Annotated in this window: 18 protein-coding genes; 10 read left to right on the forward strand and 8 right to left on the reverse strand. The window is 31.7% G+C overall.

The window, feature by feature from the left end:
* Window positions 1-84: 84 nt before the first annotated feature.
* The 3 genes from HX088_RS07145 to HX088_RS07155 all read right to left on the reverse strand — a co-directional run bounded on the left by HX088_RS07145 (window position 85) and on the right by HX088_RS07155 (window position 2,247).
* Entirely contained in the window at window positions 85-663 is a 579-nt protein-coding gene (locus HX088_RS07145) for a TlpA family protein disulfide reductase (RefSeq protein WP_260544129.1), read from the reverse strand.
* Between the two features lie 2 nt (window positions 664-665).
* The gene (locus HX088_RS07150) at window positions 666-1,637 is read right to left on the reverse strand and encodes a TQO small subunit DoxD (protein WP_260544127.1); all 972 of its coding nucleotides are present in this window, start codon (window positions 1,635-1,637) and stop codon (window positions 666-668) included.
* Window positions 1,638-1,884: 247 nt separating this feature from the next.
* Window positions 1,885-2,247, reverse strand: coding sequence for a hypothetical protein (locus tag HX088_RS07155; RefSeq protein ID WP_286483777.1), 363 nt, complete (start codon window positions 2,245-2,247; stop codon window positions 1,885-1,887).
* 85 nt (window positions 2,248-2,332) lie between these two features.
* Here HX088_RS07155 and HX088_RS07160 point away from each other — a divergent pair, with 85 nt between their 5' ends.
* The 3 genes from HX088_RS07160 to HX088_RS07170 are packed head-to-tail and all read left to right on the forward strand — an operon-like array spanning window position 2,333 to window position 4,981.
* Window positions 2,333-3,337 (forward strand): FecCD family ABC transporter permease, encoded by a 1,005-nt coding sequence (locus HX088_RS07160; RefSeq protein WP_171622892.1) that lies wholly within the window; start codon window positions 2,333-2,335, stop codon window positions 3,335-3,337.
* Window positions 3,334-4,323 (forward strand): ABC transporter ATP-binding protein, encoded by a 990-nt coding sequence (locus tag HX088_RS07165; protein WP_286483778.1) that lies wholly within the window; start codon window positions 3,334-3,336, stop codon window positions 4,321-4,323. The genes HX088_RS07160 and HX088_RS07165 overlap by 4 nt, the downstream gene beginning before the upstream one ends.
* Complete coding sequence (locus HX088_RS07170) at window positions 4,292-4,981, forward strand: SDR family NAD(P)-dependent oxidoreductase (protein ID WP_284584044.1); 690 nt, start codon at window positions 4,292-4,294, stop codon at window positions 4,979-4,981. Before HX088_RS07165 ends, HX088_RS07170 begins: the two co-directional genes overlap by 32 nt.
* Before the next feature lie 250 nt (window positions 4,982-5,231).
* Here the strand turns inward: HX088_RS07170 and HX088_RS07175 are convergent, their stop codons facing one another.
* Window positions 5,232-6,404 carry an IS4 family transposase gene (locus HX088_RS07175; protein WP_286483779.1) on the reverse strand — a complete coding sequence of 391 codons (1,173 nt, stop codon included), beginning with the start codon at window positions 6,402-6,404 and terminating at the stop codon, window positions 5,232-5,234.
* Window positions 6,405-6,545: 141 nt separating this feature from the next.
* On the opposite strand from HX088_RS07175, the gene HX088_RS07180 reads away from it, so the two are divergent.
* The 6 genes from HX088_RS07180 (at window position 6,546) to HX088_RS07205 (ending at window position 15,074) form a co-directional block, all read left to right on the forward strand.
* On the forward strand, window positions 6,546-7,229 hold the full coding sequence (locus HX088_RS07180) for a response regulator transcription factor (RefSeq protein WP_171622927.1): 684 nt from the start codon (window positions 6,546-6,548) through the stop codon (window positions 7,227-7,229).
* Window positions 7,219-8,589: a HAMP domain-containing sensor histidine kinase gene (locus tag HX088_RS07185; RefSeq protein WP_286483780.1), complete on the forward strand. Its 1,371-nt coding sequence runs from the start codon at window positions 7,219-7,221 to the stop codon at window positions 8,587-8,589. Before HX088_RS07180 ends, HX088_RS07185 begins: the two co-directional genes overlap by 11 nt.
* Before the next feature lie 239 nt (window positions 8,590-8,828).
* Window positions 8,829-9,527 (forward strand): MgtC/SapB family protein, encoded by a 699-nt coding sequence (locus HX088_RS07190; RefSeq protein WP_225542135.1) that lies wholly within the window; start codon window positions 8,829-8,831, stop codon window positions 9,525-9,527.
* Between the two features lie 25 nt (window positions 9,528-9,552).
* Window positions 9,553-10,683, forward strand: a complete 1,131-nt coding sequence (locus HX088_RS07195) for an efflux RND transporter periplasmic adaptor subunit (RefSeq protein WP_286483781.1) — start codon at window positions 9,553-9,555, stop codon at window positions 10,681-10,683.
* A gap of 9 nt (window positions 10,684-10,692) precedes the next feature.
* Window positions 10,693-13,791, forward strand: a complete 3,099-nt coding sequence (locus HX088_RS07200; protein WP_171622898.1) for an efflux RND transporter permease subunit — start codon at window positions 10,693-10,695, stop codon at window positions 13,789-13,791.
* An 11-nt stretch (window positions 13,792-13,802) separates the two neighbouring features.
* Window positions 13,803-15,074 carry a TolC family protein gene (locus HX088_RS07205; RefSeq protein WP_286483782.1) on the forward strand — a complete coding sequence of 424 codons (1,272 nt, stop codon included), beginning with the start codon at window positions 13,803-13,805 and terminating at the stop codon, window positions 15,072-15,074.
* 19 nt (window positions 15,075-15,093) lie between these two features.
* Here HX088_RS07205 and HX088_RS07210 read toward each other — a convergent pair whose 3' ends face one another.
* The 4 genes from HX088_RS07210 to aroB are packed head-to-tail and all read right to left on the reverse strand — an operon-like array spanning window position 15,094 to window position 18,455.
* Window positions 15,094-16,431, reverse strand: coding sequence for an MATE family efflux transporter (locus tag HX088_RS07210; protein WP_260544113.1), 1,338 nt, complete (start codon window positions 16,429-16,431; stop codon window positions 15,094-15,096).
* 9 nt (window positions 16,432-16,440) lie between these two features.
* Window positions 16,441-16,827, reverse strand: coding sequence for a hypothetical protein (locus HX088_RS07215; protein WP_260544110.1), 387 nt, complete (start codon window positions 16,825-16,827; stop codon window positions 16,441-16,443).
* A 51-nt stretch (window positions 16,828-16,878) separates the two neighbouring features.
* The gene (gene msrB / locus HX088_RS07220; protein ID WP_317619463.1) at window positions 16,879-17,415 is read right to left on the reverse strand and encodes a peptide-methionine (R)-S-oxide reductase MsrB; all 537 of its coding nucleotides are present in this window, start codon (window positions 17,413-17,415) and stop codon (window positions 16,879-16,881) included.
* A complete protein-coding gene (gene aroB / locus HX088_RS07225; protein WP_286483783.1) occupies window positions 17,403-18,455 on the reverse strand; it encodes a 3-dehydroquinate synthase in 1,053 nt (350 codons plus the stop codon). The genes msrB and aroB overlap by 13 nt, the downstream gene beginning before the upstream one ends.
* A 160-nt stretch (window positions 18,456-18,615) precedes the next feature.
* On the opposite strand from aroB, the gene HX088_RS07230 reads away from it, so the two are divergent.
* Entirely contained in the window at window positions 18,616-19,767 is a 1,152-nt protein-coding gene (locus HX088_RS07230) for a GlmU family protein (RefSeq protein ID WP_260544105.1), read from the forward strand.
* The last annotated feature ends 94 nt before the right edge of the window (window positions 19,768-19,861 follow it).

A 19,861-nucleotide genomic window follows, 5' to 3' on the forward strand; every position in this document is an offset into this window, starting at 1 on the left:
ACAAATACGAATATATGTACTGTTTAAAATAAAATTTTATTGGTCTAATCCTGTATCATTTTTTCAGGACGTTACATAGAATAATTATTCCATCGTTTTCAATTCGTTCAAGAAATCAACAATATCTTGACCAGAATAATCTGCCATTCCCATTGTGGTGTGTGCAATGTTTCCTTTTTTGTCTAAGATAATAGTTGTTGGTAACGAACCATTAAAAAATTCAGTCGGAATAGATGAGTTGGGATAAACAACTGGTAACGAAAGTTTTTTACGTTCCATGAATTTCGCTACTTTATCACGTTTTCCTTCTACTTCCACTGTTAAAATCACGATATCTTTATCCTCTTTTACTTTGTCATATAAAGTTTGAATAGAAGGCATTTCTGCAATACAAGGAGGGCACCAAGTAGCCCAAAAATTCATAAACACTACTTTTCCTTTCAGATCTTCCATGTTGACAGTTTTTCCATCCACATCTACCATTTCGAAAATATAATTTGCTTCGGTTTCTGGTTGAGAAGACTTTTCAACTTTTTCTAATTTTGGATCGAATAATCCTAATTTCATTAAACCTTGCTGCATCATTGCTTTAGCTTCTGGTACAAAAAGTAAGACCAAAGCCAACGCTCCTACGATAATAGTTGAGTAATTTCTTTTTAACATTGCTATAAATTTATTGTTTGTTCCCATTGTAATCCGCTTATATCGGTTAGTACTACTTTGTGAATTCTATTCTCTATTTCAAAATTTAAGTTTGCTTTCGCTCCCAAAGGTAACACTAAACTGTGTTTATGTGGTGTAACTTTTGCTACATAATAATTCGAAATTTGTTGTTGGTCTAAATTTGATAACTCTTTCATATCTAATGATTCAATGATTTTATTTTGGTCATTGTAAAAATCAATTTGGATTAAAAAAGAACCATATACATCAGCACCTTCTATTCGCATAACGTCAAATGAAACCTTATTTTGAAGTTGTTTTAAATTGGTTATTTCTACTTTTGGCTTGACCGATTTATTGTGTAAAGTTCCATAAACACCACCATGAAATACTTGATTTGTAAACAACGTAACGAATAATATGAAAAAACTAAATCCGATAAAATGAGGTGTATATTTTTTATAAGAAATAGAATTCCATTTATTTTCTTGTTCAACAAATTGATTTTTATTGAATAAATAATCCAAGGATATTTTACCAGAGCCCGCTTGCATTAGCGTGAATCCTCCTGCCAAACCTAATACGCCAATTTGCCATTCGTCCAAACAAGTTGTTCCAATCCATCCCGAACCTAACAAAATTCCCATTGCTAAGAAGAAAACACCGATACTCATGAAACGCGTTTTGTAACCAAGCATCAAACACAAGCCTACCACGCCTTCTATAATGGTGAAAATCCACATGTTCCACAATAAAGCTTCGGGATTTTCGACCAAATATTGAATAAGAGGTTTGATGAAAAGAGCGTTCGGTAAAAAATGATTAAATTTTTCGCCAATGTATCCAGTTGCTTCTGGATCAAGTTTGTTTTCTAAAATTAACCGCCTCCAAAAGGCAGAAAAGTACGTCCAACCAATGACTAAACGCAATGCCAATACAGCATTACCCATTGATAAAACAGATTTGTTTTGCATGATATGTTATATAAGTTACTTAAATCTACATTTTTGTTTTGTAGTCTAAAACAGTCAATTCGAGTGAAATTCATTTAGAATTTTGTATCGAGAATAAGGTTTTAGAAGATAAAATTCATCTTAATTATCGATACAATTTTTCTTCTTTTTATAGTTCGAAAAATCACTCGAATTGACGAATTCTAATTCAATAATGTACAAATAAGTATAGATTGTTGAATAATTATTGTTGAATTAATTGTGAAAATTACGACAACAACGAATATTTCAATTGCTTATACAATAAATAGAAAGGTATTTTTGGAGATTGTATTTTATTCGAATCAATATCTTCTACGATCAATGAAGATCGTGCGTATTGAATGAATTGTAAAGATATTTGCGGTAAATCAAAATGAGATAAATCAAGTTGTTTGCTTGATTTCTTAATTACTTCAAATTTAATGTTAACACAAGATGTTGTATTACTCTGAATTGTTTTACTTGGAGTTGATTTTGTTTGCTGAACATTTTCAACTTCTAAAATAGTATGAATAGAAGCTTTCATGCTACAAGGTGTAAGTAGCATGAAAATCGAAGAAATAATTAAAACAAGACTTCTAAAATTCATGAAACGAAACTAATCATAAAATTTGATTTAAAACGAATTTATAATTAAACTTTAAGAAATTATTAGAATTTCTATCTTTGTCTTGATGAAAGAAAAACCGTTATTTTTTGTATTGATTATTTTAACACTCTTACTTTTTGTGATCAGTTTAAGTGTTGGAAAAGTTCCGATTTCTTTCACCGAAATATTCAGTGTCATTTTTGGGCATTCAGACGAAATGTACCATAACCTTGTACTCAATTTTCGATTGCCAAAATCACTAACAGCTTTGTTGGTTGGTATTGCTTTGCCTATTTCAGGTTTTTTGATGCAAGAATTATTCAAAAATCCTTTAGCAGAACCTTCCGTATTGGGAATTACGTCAATGGCCAGTTTAGGTGTTGCGATTGTAATTTTTCTTTTTTCGATGATTGGATTAGATGAATTTTTAAACAATCCTTGGATTACAATTATAGCTTCATTCTTAGGTGCAATAGTTGCTTTGTTAATGGTTATTTCACTTTCTTTTCGCGTTAAATCATCTGCATCCTTAGTGATTATTGGTTTTATGATTGCTGGTTTAGCAGGCGCATTAATCGGAATGATGCAATATTTTGCACCTTCGGATAAGATAAAAACCTATTTAGTTTGGGGATTCGGTTCATTAAGTGGTTTATCTTGGGAACAATTAGGTGTTTTCGGATTATTTGTTCTAAGTGGAATTATCGTTTCCTTGTTTACTTTACGAGGAATTACAGCTTTGTTATTGGGCGAAAAATATGCACAGTCGTTGGGAATAAATATTAAAAAATTAAGATTAACAATTCTTATTTCAACCGCATTGTTAACAGCTTCAGCGACCGCATTTGCAGGGCCTATTAGCTTTATAGGATTAGCCGTTCCTCATATTTGTAGAACATTATTACGAACAGGCGATATGAAAATTTTATACCGATGGATTTTCGTGTCAGGTATATTTTTTATGTTACTTTTTTCAATCTTGACTGAAATTTTTCCATTTGGAACTTTACCTATTAATATTATTACCGCATTGTTCGGAGCACCAATTGTGATAAGTATTTTGTTGAATAATAAAAATGGAGTGCGATGAAAAGTGAGGTATTAAAATTGGAAAATCTTTCAGTTGGTTATAATGCAAAAAAAATTGTTTCAACGATTAATACTACGATCTTCACAAATGAATTGATTACGATTTTAGGGAAGAATGGAGCAGGGAAATCAACATTGATTAATACCATTTTAGGTTTTGAGAAAAGTCTTGAAGGTAAAATTTATTTGGATAATAATTTATTGCAAAAATTATCTTCTCAAGAGATTGCACAACATATCGCTGTGGTTTTACCACGAATGGCAATTGTTCCAAAAATTAGAGTTTCTGAATTGGTAGCGATGGGACGTTTGCCTTATCATAAAGTTTTGAAGAAAGTTTCGAAAGAGGAACAATACTTAATTGATGAGGTGTTAGAACTGGTCGGAATTACCGATTTGGCTCATCTATTTGCGAATGAAATTAGCGAAGGCCAATTGCAATTGGTAATGATTGCGCGTGCTTTATGTCAAGATGCTAAATTGGTAATTTTAGATGAACCAACATCTAATTTAGATTTAGCCAATCGATATAAAATATTTAATTTATTAAATGAATTGAAAACTAAAATGGATAAATCGTTTTTGATGATTACCCATGAAGTAGATTTTGCCTTAGAAAATGCGGATAAAATTTGGTGGATAGAAAAGGGTAACCTTTCTGAAGGAATTCCAGAACAAATAGCATTTGAACATCATATTATTCAGAAATTATCCAACCATAATTTGATGTACGATAAAGCGAATAACCGTTTTTCGACTCCCACTAATTGCACAAAAGTAATAGGAATAAAAGGAAGTTCTGAATTAGCTTTTTGGGTAAAAAATGCGTTGTTTCGAAATGGAATTTCTGTCGAAAATACTGCCGAAAATCATATTGAAATAACAGAAAATAACATCATCTTTGAAGGACAAAAATTTGAATCGATAGAACAAATCGTAAAATTTGTACAACAGTATGAAAAATATAATCGTAACGGGAGCAAGTAGAGGAATTGGTTTTGAATTGGCAAAACAACATTTAGAATTAGGAAACCGTGTGTTGACAATTTCTCGAAATGTAGATAAATTAAAAGAATTAGAGGTTTACGCAAAAGAAAATCAATATCGGTTTATAGGAATTGATTTGACTAATTTTGATGAGATTTCACAAGTGAAAGAAGCGGTTAATTCTTGGGAGAAAGTAGATGTTTTATACAACAATGCAGGAATTTGTATTAATAAACCTTTTGAAGAAATAAAAGAAGAAGATTTATTAACTTCATGGCAAGTGAATTTTATGGCACCATATCGTTTGATACAAATTTTGATGCCAAAATTTGATACATCATCACATGTTGTAAATATTTCAACAATGGGAGCCGTACAAGGTTCTGTGAAATTTCCAGGATTATCAGTTTATTCATCTTCTAAATCGGCAACAGTTAATTTAACAGAATTGTTGGCAGAAGAATTAAAAGATCATGGTCCAAGAATTAATGCAGTCGCATTAGGAGCCGTACAAACTGAAATGTTAGAAGAAGCTTTCCCTGGATATATTGCGCCTTTACAACCAAATGAAATGGCCGAATATCTTGTTGATTTTGGATTGAATGGTTGGAAATATTTTAACGGAAAAATTCAACAAGCTTCGATTTCTACACCATAAGAATTTAATTTATATAATACCTTTCTAAAGTCGCTCTTGAGCGACTTTTTTAATGTTTCAATACTCGTTTTCTCAAAATATACATCAACGGAAAGCTGCGTATAATCCAAATTTTGAAAAAATATATCCAATTATACTTAAATTATTTTTGGAGCTATTTTCATGTCTCATAGCAATAGCGTCCTAAATAAATTTAGGGCATAAAATATCCACCCACTTTAGTAGGATACAAGCTATAGTTGGACAAAATTTAAAATAGAACCCCTTGTTCCAATTTTGGAGGAGGTTTTTCTACTTCCTTTAGTGGATTATCAAGCCATTTTTGTAATTCAATCTTCACAAAAAGATTTAGTCTTATAAAAGCGACTAAATTGGATAAATGCCAATTGAATTTTGATTGCGCACGTAGTGCTTTAAGTATTAAAATAGTGATAAGCGCCGTCCATATTTGTATCATTACAGCGTTTTCCGAGGTTCCAACAAAGGATTTTATATGTAAAAGTTGTTTTAAGTCTCTAAAGAATATCTCCATCATCCATCTACTTTTATAAAGCTCACTAATCGTATGAGCCGTCCAGGTAAACTGGTTGGTAATAAGCTCTATGACCTGCTCATTTTCTTGATCCCATACCGCTACACGCCTTAGTTTATTAGGGTATAGCTGTTTTGATTTTTCATTAGCCAAAGTAATGATTTCATCTTTCAGAACATTTTGATGCCTGTTCTTAGGTAATTCTAACTCCTTAATTGTCTCAAATTTCAAGTTATCCTTGTGCCTAATTACAAAGTATACTTGCTTGCTGTCCCAAACGTTTAACAGGCTAAAATCATTGTAAAATCGATCTGCAACAATAACACTACCCTTCAGCAAAGGGATGTCGTAAGCCCCTTTATTATCAGCTGTTTTACCATCGGTGATATTGATGTAAGCTGGTAGATTCCCATCAAAATCAAGAAGTGTATGCATTTTAACAGCTCCTTTGGTGGTCTTGTATTTTGCCCAATCAAAAATACTTAAGCATAGGGATATTGTGGTGGAGTCTAATAATAGGATTTTTGATTTTATGCGGAACTTTACCTGTTTAAACTTAGGGTGCTGTCCTAAACTTTGAAGCAAAGCAAAATAGTATTCTTTGAATAGCTCATGGCTTCGGTTTTTATTCTGATAACTTATTGATGATTTAGAGGGTGCTTTAACTATACCAAGATGGTTTAGATTTCCCGTAGCAGATCGAAGGCCATTGCTTATATCACGAACAGACTTGCTACGTGCAAAATGACAAAATAGCATGGAAATCAAATGACTCCAACTGTCAAAACCTTTGTTGTGTTTATCTGTTTGCTTTTCGTTTACTAATTTTTTGAAATTTGAGCGGTTAAGTTTTGTTATTATCTGAGAAAACAATGTTATATTTACCATCAAGCGCGTGTTTTTTTGGTGTCCAACTCAAAGATAATTTGAGATCCGAAATTTACGCGCTTTTTTTACGCTTTCTTTTAACGTTTAGGACGCTAATGGTCTCATAGGATAAAATCCTTAAAATTAAATCCTTATTTTTGTAATATGCATATTTTAATAGTAGAAGACGATCAAAGAATGTCAGCGTTAATTCGAAGAGGTTTAGAAGAGAACGGGTTTGAAACAACGGTAGTTTATGATGGAGAAATGGCACTAAAATTGGCTCTTCGTGAAGAGTATGATTTGGTTGTGTCAGATATTATTTTACCTAAATTAAGTGGATTAGATTTTTGTCAAGAATTAAAAAAGTTAAAACCTTTTCTTCCTATTATCATGTTAACAGCTCTAGGAACAACCGATGATAAAGTTGAAGGGTTTGATGCAGGTGCAGATGATTATATGGTAAAACCTTTTGAAATGAGGGAACTTATCGCAAGAATTGGCGTCTTGTCTAAAAGAAAGTACAATATGCAGACGTTATCTTTCATTTTGGAATATGATACATTAGAGATGAATCTCCATACAAAAATAGTGAAAAGAGAAGGGAAAGAAATTAATCTAACACCAAAAGAATTTCGTCTTTTACATTATATGCTCGAAAATAAAGAACGTGTGCTATCTAGAACTGAGATTGCGGAAAAAGTATGGGATACACATTTTGATACAGGGACTAATTTTATTGATGTTTATATAAATTATTTAAGAAATAAAGTTGACAGGCATTTTGGGGCAAAACTAATTCATACCAAAACAGGTCAAGGATTTATATTTAAGAAAGATGAAAATTAGAATTAGACTGACACTTTTATTTACTTTGCTTACAGCAACTATTCTTTTTTTCTTTGCTTTTATAATTTATTATTCAGCAAAAAAAGACAGAGAAAAAGAATTTTTTGAATTGCTTAAAAAAGAAGCTATAACTAAATCAAATCTTTTTCTTAAAGCTAAAGTTTCATCCGATGTTTTGCATCATATCTATCAAAATAACAGACAAACTCTCAATGAAGTTGAAGTTGCAGTTTATGATCACAACAAAACATTAATTTACCACGATGCAGTAGAAATCGATTTTGTTAAAGAAACAGAAGCGTTATTCGATCAAGTACAGCAAAAAGGTTACATTAATTTCTACCAAGATAGGTGGCAAGTCGTCGGGATGAAATATACTGTAGATGGAATTGATTATTTTGTTACAGCTGCAGCTTTGGATGAATATGGTTACAGTAAAATTAACAATTTATTAAAAAATATTATCCTTATCTATACATTGTCTTTGCTGCTAATTTTATTGTCTGCTTTCTTTTTTACCAATAAAGCGATAAATCCAATCAAGGCGATAACGAGTAAAGCAAAACAAATTTCTGCTTCAAATTTAGATCTTAGAATTGAATTAAAATCAAAAGGAGATGAGTTAGCAGAATTAACAATTACAATCAATCAAATGTTACAACGATTAGAAAATTCTTTTGATTCTCAGAAAAGTTTTGTTTCTAATATAGCACATGAACTTCGTACGCCATTAGCAGCGATAATAACAGAATTAGAAATGGCTTTAGGGAAGAAGCATTCTAATGAAGAATATCAAGAGTTAATCCAATTTGCATTAAATGACACAAAAAGAATTGTTCGTTTATCCAACAGTTTACTTGATATGGCGAAAGCTAGTTACGATCCTTCAGAAATTAATTTTAAAAGAATTAGAATTGATGAAATACTTTTAGATTCGGTGGTTCAGGTTCAAAAAAATAATAAGGAATATAAAGTAGAATTAAATTTTATTCAAATTCCAAACGAAGAAAACGAGGTCGAAGTGAATGGAAATGAATATTTATTAAAAGTTGCTTTTACTAATTTAATAGAAAATGCATGTAAATATTCAATTAATTCCACTTGTGAGATTCAAATTGATTTTGATGAAACCGAAGTGAACATTGACTTTATTAATGAAGGTGAACGGATAAGACAAGATGAATTAACCATGATTTTTCAACCATTTTATAGAAGTGCTCAACATAAAAATATTCAAGGTCAAGGAATAGGTTTGTATTTGGTGAAAAAAATTATTGATTTGCATTTTGGTCAATTAGCTGTATATACCAAAGAAGAAAATAAAACTTTTTTTCGAGTAGTTTTGAAAAAAAACAACTAATAATAAATCATAAAAATAGGAAAAAGCCTGCGTTATTGCAGGCTTTTTTGTTCTAATAAAATTCTAATATTCTTCTAAAAGGTTTCTAACAGCAACTGTTTTCCATGTCATGTAGATTTGCAACAGAAAAAAAATAACAATGGAAACAGATTCCCAATTCGTCAAACAATAAACCAAAGATTCATTTATTACTGCTTTTAAGAGAATTGAAACTTTGGTTTTCCTTAAAAAAATATAAAATGAATTTAATAAATTTTACAATGCAGTTAGGATTAGCTTTTCTATTAGGAGCTGCAATAGGTTTAGAGCGTGAATATCGTCAAAAAAGTGCTGGATTAAGAACAAATACCTTGGTATGTGTAGGTTCAGCAGCATTTATCTTAATGTCTTATGCCATTGGAGGAGATGCCGTAGGACGAATAGCTTCATATGTTATCAGTGGAATAGGTTTTTTAGGCGCTGGAGTCATTATGAAAGACGGAGTGAGTGTAAGAGGGTTGAATACTGCTGCAACGATTTGGTGTTCAGCAGCAATCGGGTTATTTGCTGGTTCAGGACTTTCTATACAAGCGGTTATACTTACTTGTATTATAATGTTAGCACATCTATTATTAAGACCGATTAGTAATCAGATTTACCGTTACTCTTTCAAAAATAAAAACCACAAGGATACCGAATATTTATTGGTAATAAAATGTAGAAATGATGTAGAAAATCATTTAAGAGTATTACTAATGCGTTCAATTGAGAATAATGAAAACCTTATGATGAAATCTCTTTCGAGTGATGATGATTTAATAAATGATTCTGTAATGATTTCAGCAGAGATATCAGCTTTATATCAGCAAGATAGTCTTTTAGAAAAAATAGCAAGTCGATTAACCATTGAAAAAGATGTCCAAAAAATTCGTTGGGAAATTATCAGAAATGAAGTTTAGAAATAAAATAGATAGAATATATCTTATGAAAAAATCAAAAGTAACTCTTTTTTTGCTGCTTATTATTGGGAATGGTTTTGTTTTAACAAACAGTTGTAACAGTAAAATAGAACAATCAGAAACAGCAGATTATTACTGGGATAAAAATGAAATAATATTCAGTGATAATTCCACTATTATAACTCAATTAAAAATAGAAAATGCACAACTTCAGTTGGTAGAGTCTGATTTGAATTCACCTGGAATTGTAAAAACAATTCCAGAACATTTTGCTCAAGTTGCTTCTCCATTTGCTGGACGAGTAGTTAAATCTTTCGTTTCATTGGGACAGCAAGTGAAAAAAGGAGCACCAATATTTGAAATTAAATCTGCAGATTTTTTTGTTGCACAACAAGAATATTTAGCAGCGCAACAAGAATTAAAACAAGCCGAAATAAATTTAAAACGACAAAAAGATTTATTTGATCATGCTGTTGGTGTAAAAAGAGAATTAGAAGAAGCGCAAACAGATTTTAAAATAAAAAAAATAGCTGTAGATCAAGCTGCAGCATCTGTAAAGGTTTTTAATACTTCTTCTCAAATAGGAATGGGACAATCTTTAATGGTTCGATCGCCAATTTCTGGTCAGATTATAAAAAATGAACTAGTTACAGGACAATATTTAAAAGAAGATCATGAAGCTTTGGTAACAGTAGCAGACCTGTCAAAGGTATGGGTTTCTGCGCAAATAAAAGAGCATAATTTAGGTTTTCTAAAAGAATTAAAAAGAATTTCATTTACAGTTGAGGCCTTTCCCACAATTGTATTTGATGGAAAAATAATTCATATAGGACAAACTTTGAACGAAGAAAGCAGAAGTGTAGAAGTTTTAATTGAAACTGAAAATAATCAATTCCTTCTAAAGCCAGGTATGTATGTTAATGTCGTACTTAAAGGTTTTGGTAAAGAAGAAATTATTCTTCCTTCAAAAGCTGTTTTTCAGGACAAAGCAGATCAATATGTTTTTGTAAAAATTGATGAAAAGAAATACCATAAAACAAAAGTTGTGGCGATAGGTCATTCTGAAGATAATCATTTAGTTCGTGTTACAGATGGATTAAAAGCAGGAGATAAAGTGGTGGTTGATGGAGGAGTGTTTTTAATGGGGGTAAAATAAACGATTGAAATGAACAAATTAATCGAAATGGCAATTGCCAAGAAATGGCTAATGGTGACTTTGTTTTCATTGATAGCTGTATTTGGTTATTATTCTTGGAAGCAATTAGCAATAGAAGCTTATCCAGATATTGCAGATGTAACTTCTCAAATTGTTACGCAAGTTCCTGGATTAGCAGCTGAAGAGATAGAACAACAGATTACTATCCCGATAGAAAGGGAACTCAATGGTTTACCTGGTATGCATGTAATGCGTAGTAAAAGTACATTTGGTTTATCCATTATTACAATTGTATTTAAAGATGGAGTTGATGATTACTGGGCACGCATGAGAATACAAGAACGATTGAATGATATTGACTTACCTTATGGAGCGGAACCTGGATTAGATCCTTTAACGTCACCAATTGGAGAGGTCTATCGTTACATTATAGAAAGTGATACAAAAGACTTAAGGGAGTTAACAGATTTACAACGTTTTGTCATTGTTCCTAGAATTAATCAGGTGTCAGGTGTAGCGGAAGTAACAAATTTTGGAGGGATTACAACGCAGTATCAAATAGAAATAGACCCAACTAAATTAACTCAATATAATATTTCACTCAATGATGTTGTCGAAACCATAGATCAAAATAATGTGAACGCTGGTGGAAGTACATTACCTCAAGGAGATATTGGCTACGTAATTAGAGGAATAGGTCTGGTGAAAGATTTGGATGATTTTGGAAAGATTGTTATTAAGACAGAAAATGGAGTACCTATTTTATTATCTGATATTGGACAATTAAAATACGGAAGTGTTGAGCGAAAAGGTGTTTTAGGGTATAGTGACAAAACGAGAAATTATTCAGATGGAATCGAGGGAATTGTATTGTTATTAAAAGGTGAAGATCCATCTACAGTTTTAGCAGGTATTCATGAAGCTGTCAATGAACTTAATCATGATATTTTACCAAATGATGTAAAAATTCATGCCTTTTTAGACCGAACAGATTTGGTCGAGACAACACTTAATACTGTTTCTCATACTTTAATAGAAGGTATCTGTCTTGTAGTTATTGTATTAATCGTTTTTTTAGGAAGTTGGAGAGGCGCACTTTTAGTTGCAATCACGATTCCACTTTCATTGCTTATCGCATTTGTTTTCATGCATTTTACCTCTATTCCTGCAAATCTATTGTCTTTAGGAGCGATTGATTTTGGAATTATAGTAGACGGAGCAATTGTAATGATGGAAACCGTTTTGAAAAAAAGAGAGAAAAATCCTACAGAATATTTAAAAGAACATAGTATTTCTAAAGTCGCAAAACAAGTCGCAAAGCCTATATTCTTTGCGACTCTAATAATCATAACGGCTTATTTACCTCTATTTGCTTTTGAGAGAGTCGAACGAAAGCTTTTCACACCAATGGCTTTTACTGTAGGTTATGCCTTACTTGGTGCATTGTCAGTAGCTCTTTTGTTAATTCCAGGGTTAGCATATGTAATGTATAAAAAACCTCAAAAAATTTACCACAATAAATGGTTAGAAAAATTAACACAATCTTATTCATCTATTATCGAGAAAATTATAGTAAAACCAAAAAAAGTTATTTTACCACTTATTATAATTCTTGGTTGTGCAGTAGGTTTATCCATTTCTGTTGGAAAAGATTTTTTACCAACATTGGATGAAGGGTCGATTTGGTTACAAGTTGAATTACCTCCTGGTTTATCAGTAGAGAAATCAAAGGAAATGAGTGATGCATTGAGATCTCATACAATGCAATATGATGAGGTTACATATGTAATGGTACAAGCAGGCCGAAATGATGATGGAACAGACCCTTGGACTGCTTCTCATTTCGAAGTTTCGATTGGATTAAAACCTTATAAAGAATGGCCTAAAGGGAAAACTAAAAATGATTTGATTCGTGAATTGGAAAAAGAATATGCCGCTATGCCTGGATATACGGTAGGTTTTTCTCAACCAATGATAGATGGTGTAATGGATAAAATATCAGGTACACATAGCGAATTGGCAGTTAAAATTTATGGTAAAGAATTTACCGAAACACGTAAAATAGCTGAAAGTATGATGAAAGAATTGAAAAAGGTAAGAGGGGCGGTTGATGTTTCAATTGATCAAGAACCTCCATTACCTCAATTGCAGATTCATGCTAATCGAGATAAAATTGCTCAATATGGACTAAATGTGTCTGATGTTGCTGAATTAATTGAAGTTGCAATCGGAGGTAAAGCGATTTCTCAAATCTTTTTAGATGATAAAGTGTACGATTTTATTTGTCGGTACAAAGAAGATAGTCGAAATACACCAGAAAAAATAGGACAATTGAGTTTGACTAATATAGATGGTATAAAAATACCTTTAGCACAAGTGGCAGATATCAAGCTTAATACAGGAGAGAGTACGATTACGCGCGAAATGAATAAGCGACATTTAACAATAAAATTAAATTTAAGGGACCGCGATTTAGGTTCCTTTCTAAAGGAAGCTCATGATAAAATAGAACAAAATATAACTTATGATCATCGCTTATATCATCTCAAATGGAGTGGTCAATTCGAAAACCAAAACCGTGCATACAAAAGACTTTCAATCGTTATTCCAATTGCAATTTTAGTCATGTTCACTCTTTTATATGTTGCATTTGGAAACTTGAGACAAGCTTTGTTATTGATTGGAATCATTCCCTTAGCTGTATTTGGAGGTATGTTAGCATTAAATGTAAGAGGGATGACATTGAATGTTTCTTCTGCAGTTGGCTTCATTGCGCTATTTGGAGTAGCTATTCAAAATGGTGTGATAATGCTCTCTCAATTCAATCTATTAAAAAATCAGGGAATAGACCTTTTAGAAGCAGTTATTGAAGGAACAAAAAATCGTTTTCGACCTGTTTTAATGACAGCTACTGTGGCTATTTTAGGTTTATTTCCTGCCTCGTTATCAACAGGAATCGGATCGGATGTACAACGTCCATTAGCAACGGTAATAGTATATGGTTTATTATTTTCAACGGTTATTACACTTTTTGCACTTCCAGCATTATACTATATGATCGAAAAAAAATGGGGAAGAAATTCTTTGGATAAGTCTATAAATAAATAAGAAGGAGAAAAATGAAGAAATATTGGTTTATATTGGTTTGTGTTTTAATACTTCCAAATAGTTTATTAATGGCTCAACAAACTACTGGGTACGAACTAGCGTATAAGAAGTTTATCCAAACAGTCGAAACAAATAACATCTTACTGGCTTCAGAACGCTTTAATCTAGCTATAGCTGAATCGGAAATTATTAGTGCAAAAGCATTTGAGGATCCAGAACTTCAGTTTGCATATTTTGATAATGGAGAAACCAACAGAAAGATGGGAATAGGATACTCAGCAGAAGTTGGATGGTTAGTAGAATTAGGAGGAAAAAGAAAAGCTCGAATTAATTTGGCTAAAAGCGAATATGAATTGACGAAACTGATTCTTTTGGATTACTTTAAAAATTTAAAAGCTGATGCAACATTGGGTTTTTTACAAACAATCTATCAGAGAGAGTTATTGAATGTTAAAAAGAATTCTTATGAAATGGTGAATCAGCTTGCAAATTCGGATGAGATGAGGTTCAAGTTGGGGGATATTTCAGAAACTGACGCTCGACAAAGTCGATTAGAAGTTCAAACATTAAAAAATGAAGTCACTCAAGCAGAAACAGATTTAGCAGCATCATATATTCGATTGGCTATTTTTATGGGAGTTGATTCAGTAAATCAAATTACGACTGTTGGTGAATTGAGAACATTTTACCGAGATTTTGATTTGGATCATTTGGTTGAAATAGCAATAAATAATCGTACTGATCTGTCCGCAGCATTACAAAGTAAAGAGGTTAGTCAAAAGATGATAGCGTTAGCCAAAGCTAATCGTGCAATAGATTTGGGGTTGATGCTAGGTGTTGAACATTCAGGAGAAGTTCGGAATTTAGCTGCTGAAACCCCTCAGTTTACACAAATAAAAGGGGGAGTGAATATTCCTTTAAAATTTTCAAACAGATACAATAATGAATTGAAAATAGCTAAAATTCAGCTGAATCAAGCAGAATTAAATTATAAACAAATTGAGCTAGAAATTAAAACTCAAGTAAAAGAAGCATATACATGGTACGAGGCATATAAAAAACAAATGAAACAATTTGATGATGAAATTGTAAACAATGCTAACTTAATAGTAGAAGCAAAAAAATACAGTTACAGTAGAGGGAATACTTCTTTATTGGAAGTATTAGATGCGCAACGCACATACAACGAAATACAAGTTCAATATTTAGAGATGTTATTTAATTGTGCATCAGGATTAATAGAACTTGAAAGAACAGTGGGGATGTGGGATATTGATTTTTAAAGGGAATTATTTAAAACCGTTAAATCTCATGTTTCAACACTCGTTTTCTAAAAATATACATCAATGGAAAGCTGCGTAAAAACATCCAAACGCCAAAAGAAATCCAAATACCATAAATGTTCAATCCGAAATAATCAGTGAGATAAAGAGTAGGTAAAAAGCCTAAAAAAGTAGCAAAAATCAAGTTGTTTCGAAGTAGTTTAGCATCTCCCATTCCTTTGAAAAAACCGTCAAAAATATAAGCAAGCGTATTAATAGGTTGCATCATTAAAACTATCCAAAAAACAGCATTGAAAATGTTGAGTACATTTGGATCTTGATTAAAAATTGCACCTATTTGATTATAAAAAACAAAACAAATTGCAATCAAAATACAAGCAATTAGAACAGAGTATTTGGAGATATCCTTGCTTAGAATCCAAAGTTTAGGATAATTTCGTTCGCCTTGCAATCGTCCTGCCATAGCATTTCCAGCTCCTGCATATCCATCAATAAAAAAGGAGAAAAATAACCAAATATTCATCAGAATACTTTGCGCAGCGATATAATCTTTTCCATAATCCGTAGCATAAGAGTTGGCAAGGAAAAAGGCGACATTAAGTGAGGCTGTGCGTAAGATAAAATTAAAACTAAGGTTGATATATTTTCTAAATAAAGGATGTAGCGATGTTCCAGGATTTAGGTTGAATGAGGTTTTTGTAAAATAGTAATAAAACGCCATGATAACCATAATAAATTGTGCAATAAGACTCGCGTAAGCAGCGCCTTTGATATGTAATGCAGGAATAAGTCCTTCAATACCAAAAATCAAAATATAATCTAAAAAAACATGGATTATCGCTGCTGTTAAACTACATTTCATTGCCCATAAAGTATTCTGTATTCCTCTAAAAGCGCCAAAAAGTGTTAATGAAATAAGTGTAAGAGGAAATCCAAAAGCTCTGATTTTATAGTATTCAACCGAAAATTGAAGAACTAAATCTGTGGCATTGTAAAGTTCGAAAAGATGTTGAGCAAAAAAGTAGGTTGGAATAAAAATCAATAAACTTAAAAAGATATTAAAATACAAGGCTTGAGGAACCAAGTTTTTGATAGTTTCTAATTTATTTGCACCAAGACTTTGAGAGACCAAAGATGAAATAGATGTTTTCGTTTGGGCAACGATCCAAATTATACCAGATAAAAAAGATCCAACTAAACCAGTTGCAGCAAGGGCTTCTACAGAATGTTCAGATACGTTACCAACCATTGCGATGTCGGTTAATGTAATCAACGATTCGGCAATTCCAGAAAAAATGGCTGGAATTGCAAGTTGATTGATTTGTTTGAACGTAATTCTATCCGAAACCAAATTCATACTAACGTATTATTGTTTTACACGTTTGTAAGGTGGTTTGTTTTTGATGAGTTGACTTAACATGAATAACGTAATTCCGACTAAAGAGAAATATCCCAAAAGCGGTAATCCTGGAATGTTGTATTCATTGTATTTGAACATGAAAATACAACCTAAATATCCAGCAAAAATTAAATAATAAATTACCTTTTTGAATGATCCGTAATTAAATTTTCCTCGAATAAATTCAATTAAATTGAAAAGAATTAGTACAAAATAAAATCCGAAAAAGATATAACGTAATGGGTTTATACGACGATCAGTCATTCTCACATTAATCATTAAATCATAATTGTAAATACCATTATAAATTAATAACAATAAGATAAAAATGATAATAAAACGAAGTGCTTTCATATAAGATATTGGATTAAAAAAAGCTGTTTTGGAACAGCTTTTAAAAAAAAATTATTTTTGAGGTTTAAAATCTAAAGATAGTGAATTTATGCAATATCGTAAACCCGTTTGTGTAGGACCGTCATCAAAAACATGGCCTAAATGACTTCCGCAATTTCCACAAAGAATTTCGGTTCTTATCATTCCATGCGAAGAATCTACACGTTCTACAATTTTTCCAGCTGCAATCTCTTTATCAAAACTTGGCCAACCACAATGTCCGTCAAATTTAGATTCGGAAGAAAATAATTCTTCGTTACAAGCGGCACAAGTGTAAATACCATTTTCGAAATGCATATTAAATTTTCCAGTAAATGGACGTTCTGTTCCTGCTTCTCTTAAAACGTAGTATTCTTCCGAAGTAAGTTCTTTTTTCCATTCTTCTTCCGTTTTATTTACTTTAAATTGAGGTTTCTCATTCATCGCAATCGTATTTTGTGGTTGTTCTACTTTTTGTTCATCTTTTTTGTGTTGCGAAGTACATGAAACGCTAAAGTTTACAAGTAACGCTACAACAATAAAAGAGGTATATTTTTTTAAGCAATCCATTGGTTATATTTTTCAAATGCTTGCCTGATTTCATCTTCAGTACAAACTACATCATAACGACAATGTCCAATTTTATTAATCAAACTAAAGTTGATTGAATTGTTTTGGTTTTTTTTGTCGTGTTTCATCCATTTCATCAAGTTAGGGAAAATCTTCATGTCAATTGTATTTAATGCATACATCGACGCAAAGCTTTCGCACACTTCTTCTAAATCAGCTTTAGAAATTAATTCTTGATCGTAACTAAGAAACGTCTCAATAATCATTCCGATTACGATTGCTTCTCCATGCAAAAGTGGAAAATCTGTTTCTAACGATTCACTTTCGATTGCATGACCAATGGTATGGCCAAAATTTAAAATCTTACGTTCACCTTTTTCAAAAGGATCATTGTCCACAACATTTTCTTTTATTTGGATAGAATCCATAATAAATGGCGCTAAAGATTCGGCGTTATGAGAAGGTAATTGAACTAAATTATCCCAATGATCACGGTTTTTAATTAATCCATGTTTTAACATTTCGGCCAAGCCAGATTTTACCTGACGTTGTTCCAAAGTCAATAAAAAATTGGGATCAACTAATACCATTTCGGGTTGATTAAATGTGCCGACCATATTTTTCATTCCTTCTATATCAATTCCATTTTTACCACCTGCAGAAGCATCTACTTGAGATAATAATGTTGTTGGAATGTTGATAAACTTGATACCACGTTTGAAGGTGGAAGCCATAAAACCTCCCATATCGGTTAAAACACCACCGCCAACATTTATAACCAATGAGTGACGATCTGCACCCAATTCGCTTAATGCTAACCAAAGATTATTTACGGTTTCGATGTTTTTATTTTCTTCTCCCGAATCAATTTCAAGGATTTCGTAAGCAGAAATGTTATCCAAATCAGCTAATAAGATTGGTAAACAATGCACATGTGTGTTTTCATCTACCAAAAAGAAGATAGAAGAAAAAGTGTTTTTTGCAAGGTAATCGTCTAATATATATGCGATTGAACCAAAATGAATCGGAGCTGATTTCAAAACGGAAAAATATTTTTTAAATGTGCCTAAAATTACGGCGACCTTTTTACATCAACCAAATATTTTAAATGATTTATTTTAGGCTGTTATATTGATAAAACTCTATTGAACGTATGAGCTTATAGAATAATTATTTTAAATTTGCACAAATTCTTAATTAATGAATATAATTCTTTTTGATGGTGAAGAATGGGAAAATCTTTTGCCTCTGACGTTTACTAAGCCAGTAGCGTCATTACGAATGGGAGTTTTAAGCTTTGCCGAACGTTGGGAGAAAATTCTAAATTCGTCCATTTCATATAAAACTCAACACTATTTAGAAGAAAAATTTTCGACACATTTACAATCAGAAAATATATTCATTAATCCTTCATTTTTTCCGACAAAAGAGTTAATACAAGCCATAAAAAATATAGAATTAAATACATCTATTGTTTTTGAAAATCAACTTGTAGCGGTGAGAACAACAGAAGCAGTACCAACGATTACGACCAAAATTATTGAGTTAGATCAAATTATTCATATCAAAAATTCGTGGGATTTATTTACTTATAATTTCCAAGCAATAGAATTTGATTATGATTTATTAACAGAAGGTAGAAAGTCACAACCAATTTCACAAACAAACCAAGTTTTACACGCTGAAAGAATTTTTCTTGAAGAAGGTGCAAAAGTAGAATTTTCGATTTTGAATGCGTCTGAAGGTCCAATTTATATTGGAAAGGATGCAGAAATTATGGAAGGTTCTATGATTAGAGGTGGATTAGCTTTGTGTGAACATGCAAAGATAAACATGGGTGCAAAGATTTATTCAGGTTGTACAATTGGTCCATTTTGTAAAGTGGGAGGAGAACTGAATAATGCAATCTTAATGGCTTATTCTAACAAAGGACACGATGGTTTTTTAGGAAATGCTGTAATTGGTGAATGGTGTAATTTGGGAGCGGATACAAACAATTCAAATCTTAAAAATAATTATGCAGAGGTGAAATTATGGAGTTACAAAGAGGCTCGATTTGTAAAAACTGGTTTACAATTTTGCGGATTGATTATGGGAGATTATGCAAAATCTGCAATTAATACACAATTTAATACTGGTACAGTTGTTGGTGTTTGTGCCAACGTTTTTCAATCTGGGTTTCCACCAAATATGATCAAACATTATAGTTGGGGAGGACAATCAGATGCACCAATATTTAGTTTTGAACGTGCTTGCGAGGCTGCAGAGAAGATGATGGAAAGAAGAAAAGTGGAATTTACTTCTACTGATGAGAAGATTTTAAAACATATTTTTAATTTAAATAATAACTAATTTAATAAAAAGTAAATAATTAGATTTTTAGTTAAAAATTGTTAGAAATTAATTTTACAAGTTAAATTTTTAACAATTAATTAAAAAATCCGTA

The organism is Empedobacter sp. 225-1, from assembly GCF_030328185.1.
GTDB lineage: Bacteria > Bacteroidota > Bacteroidia > Flavobacteriales > Weeksellaceae > Empedobacter > Empedobacter stercoris.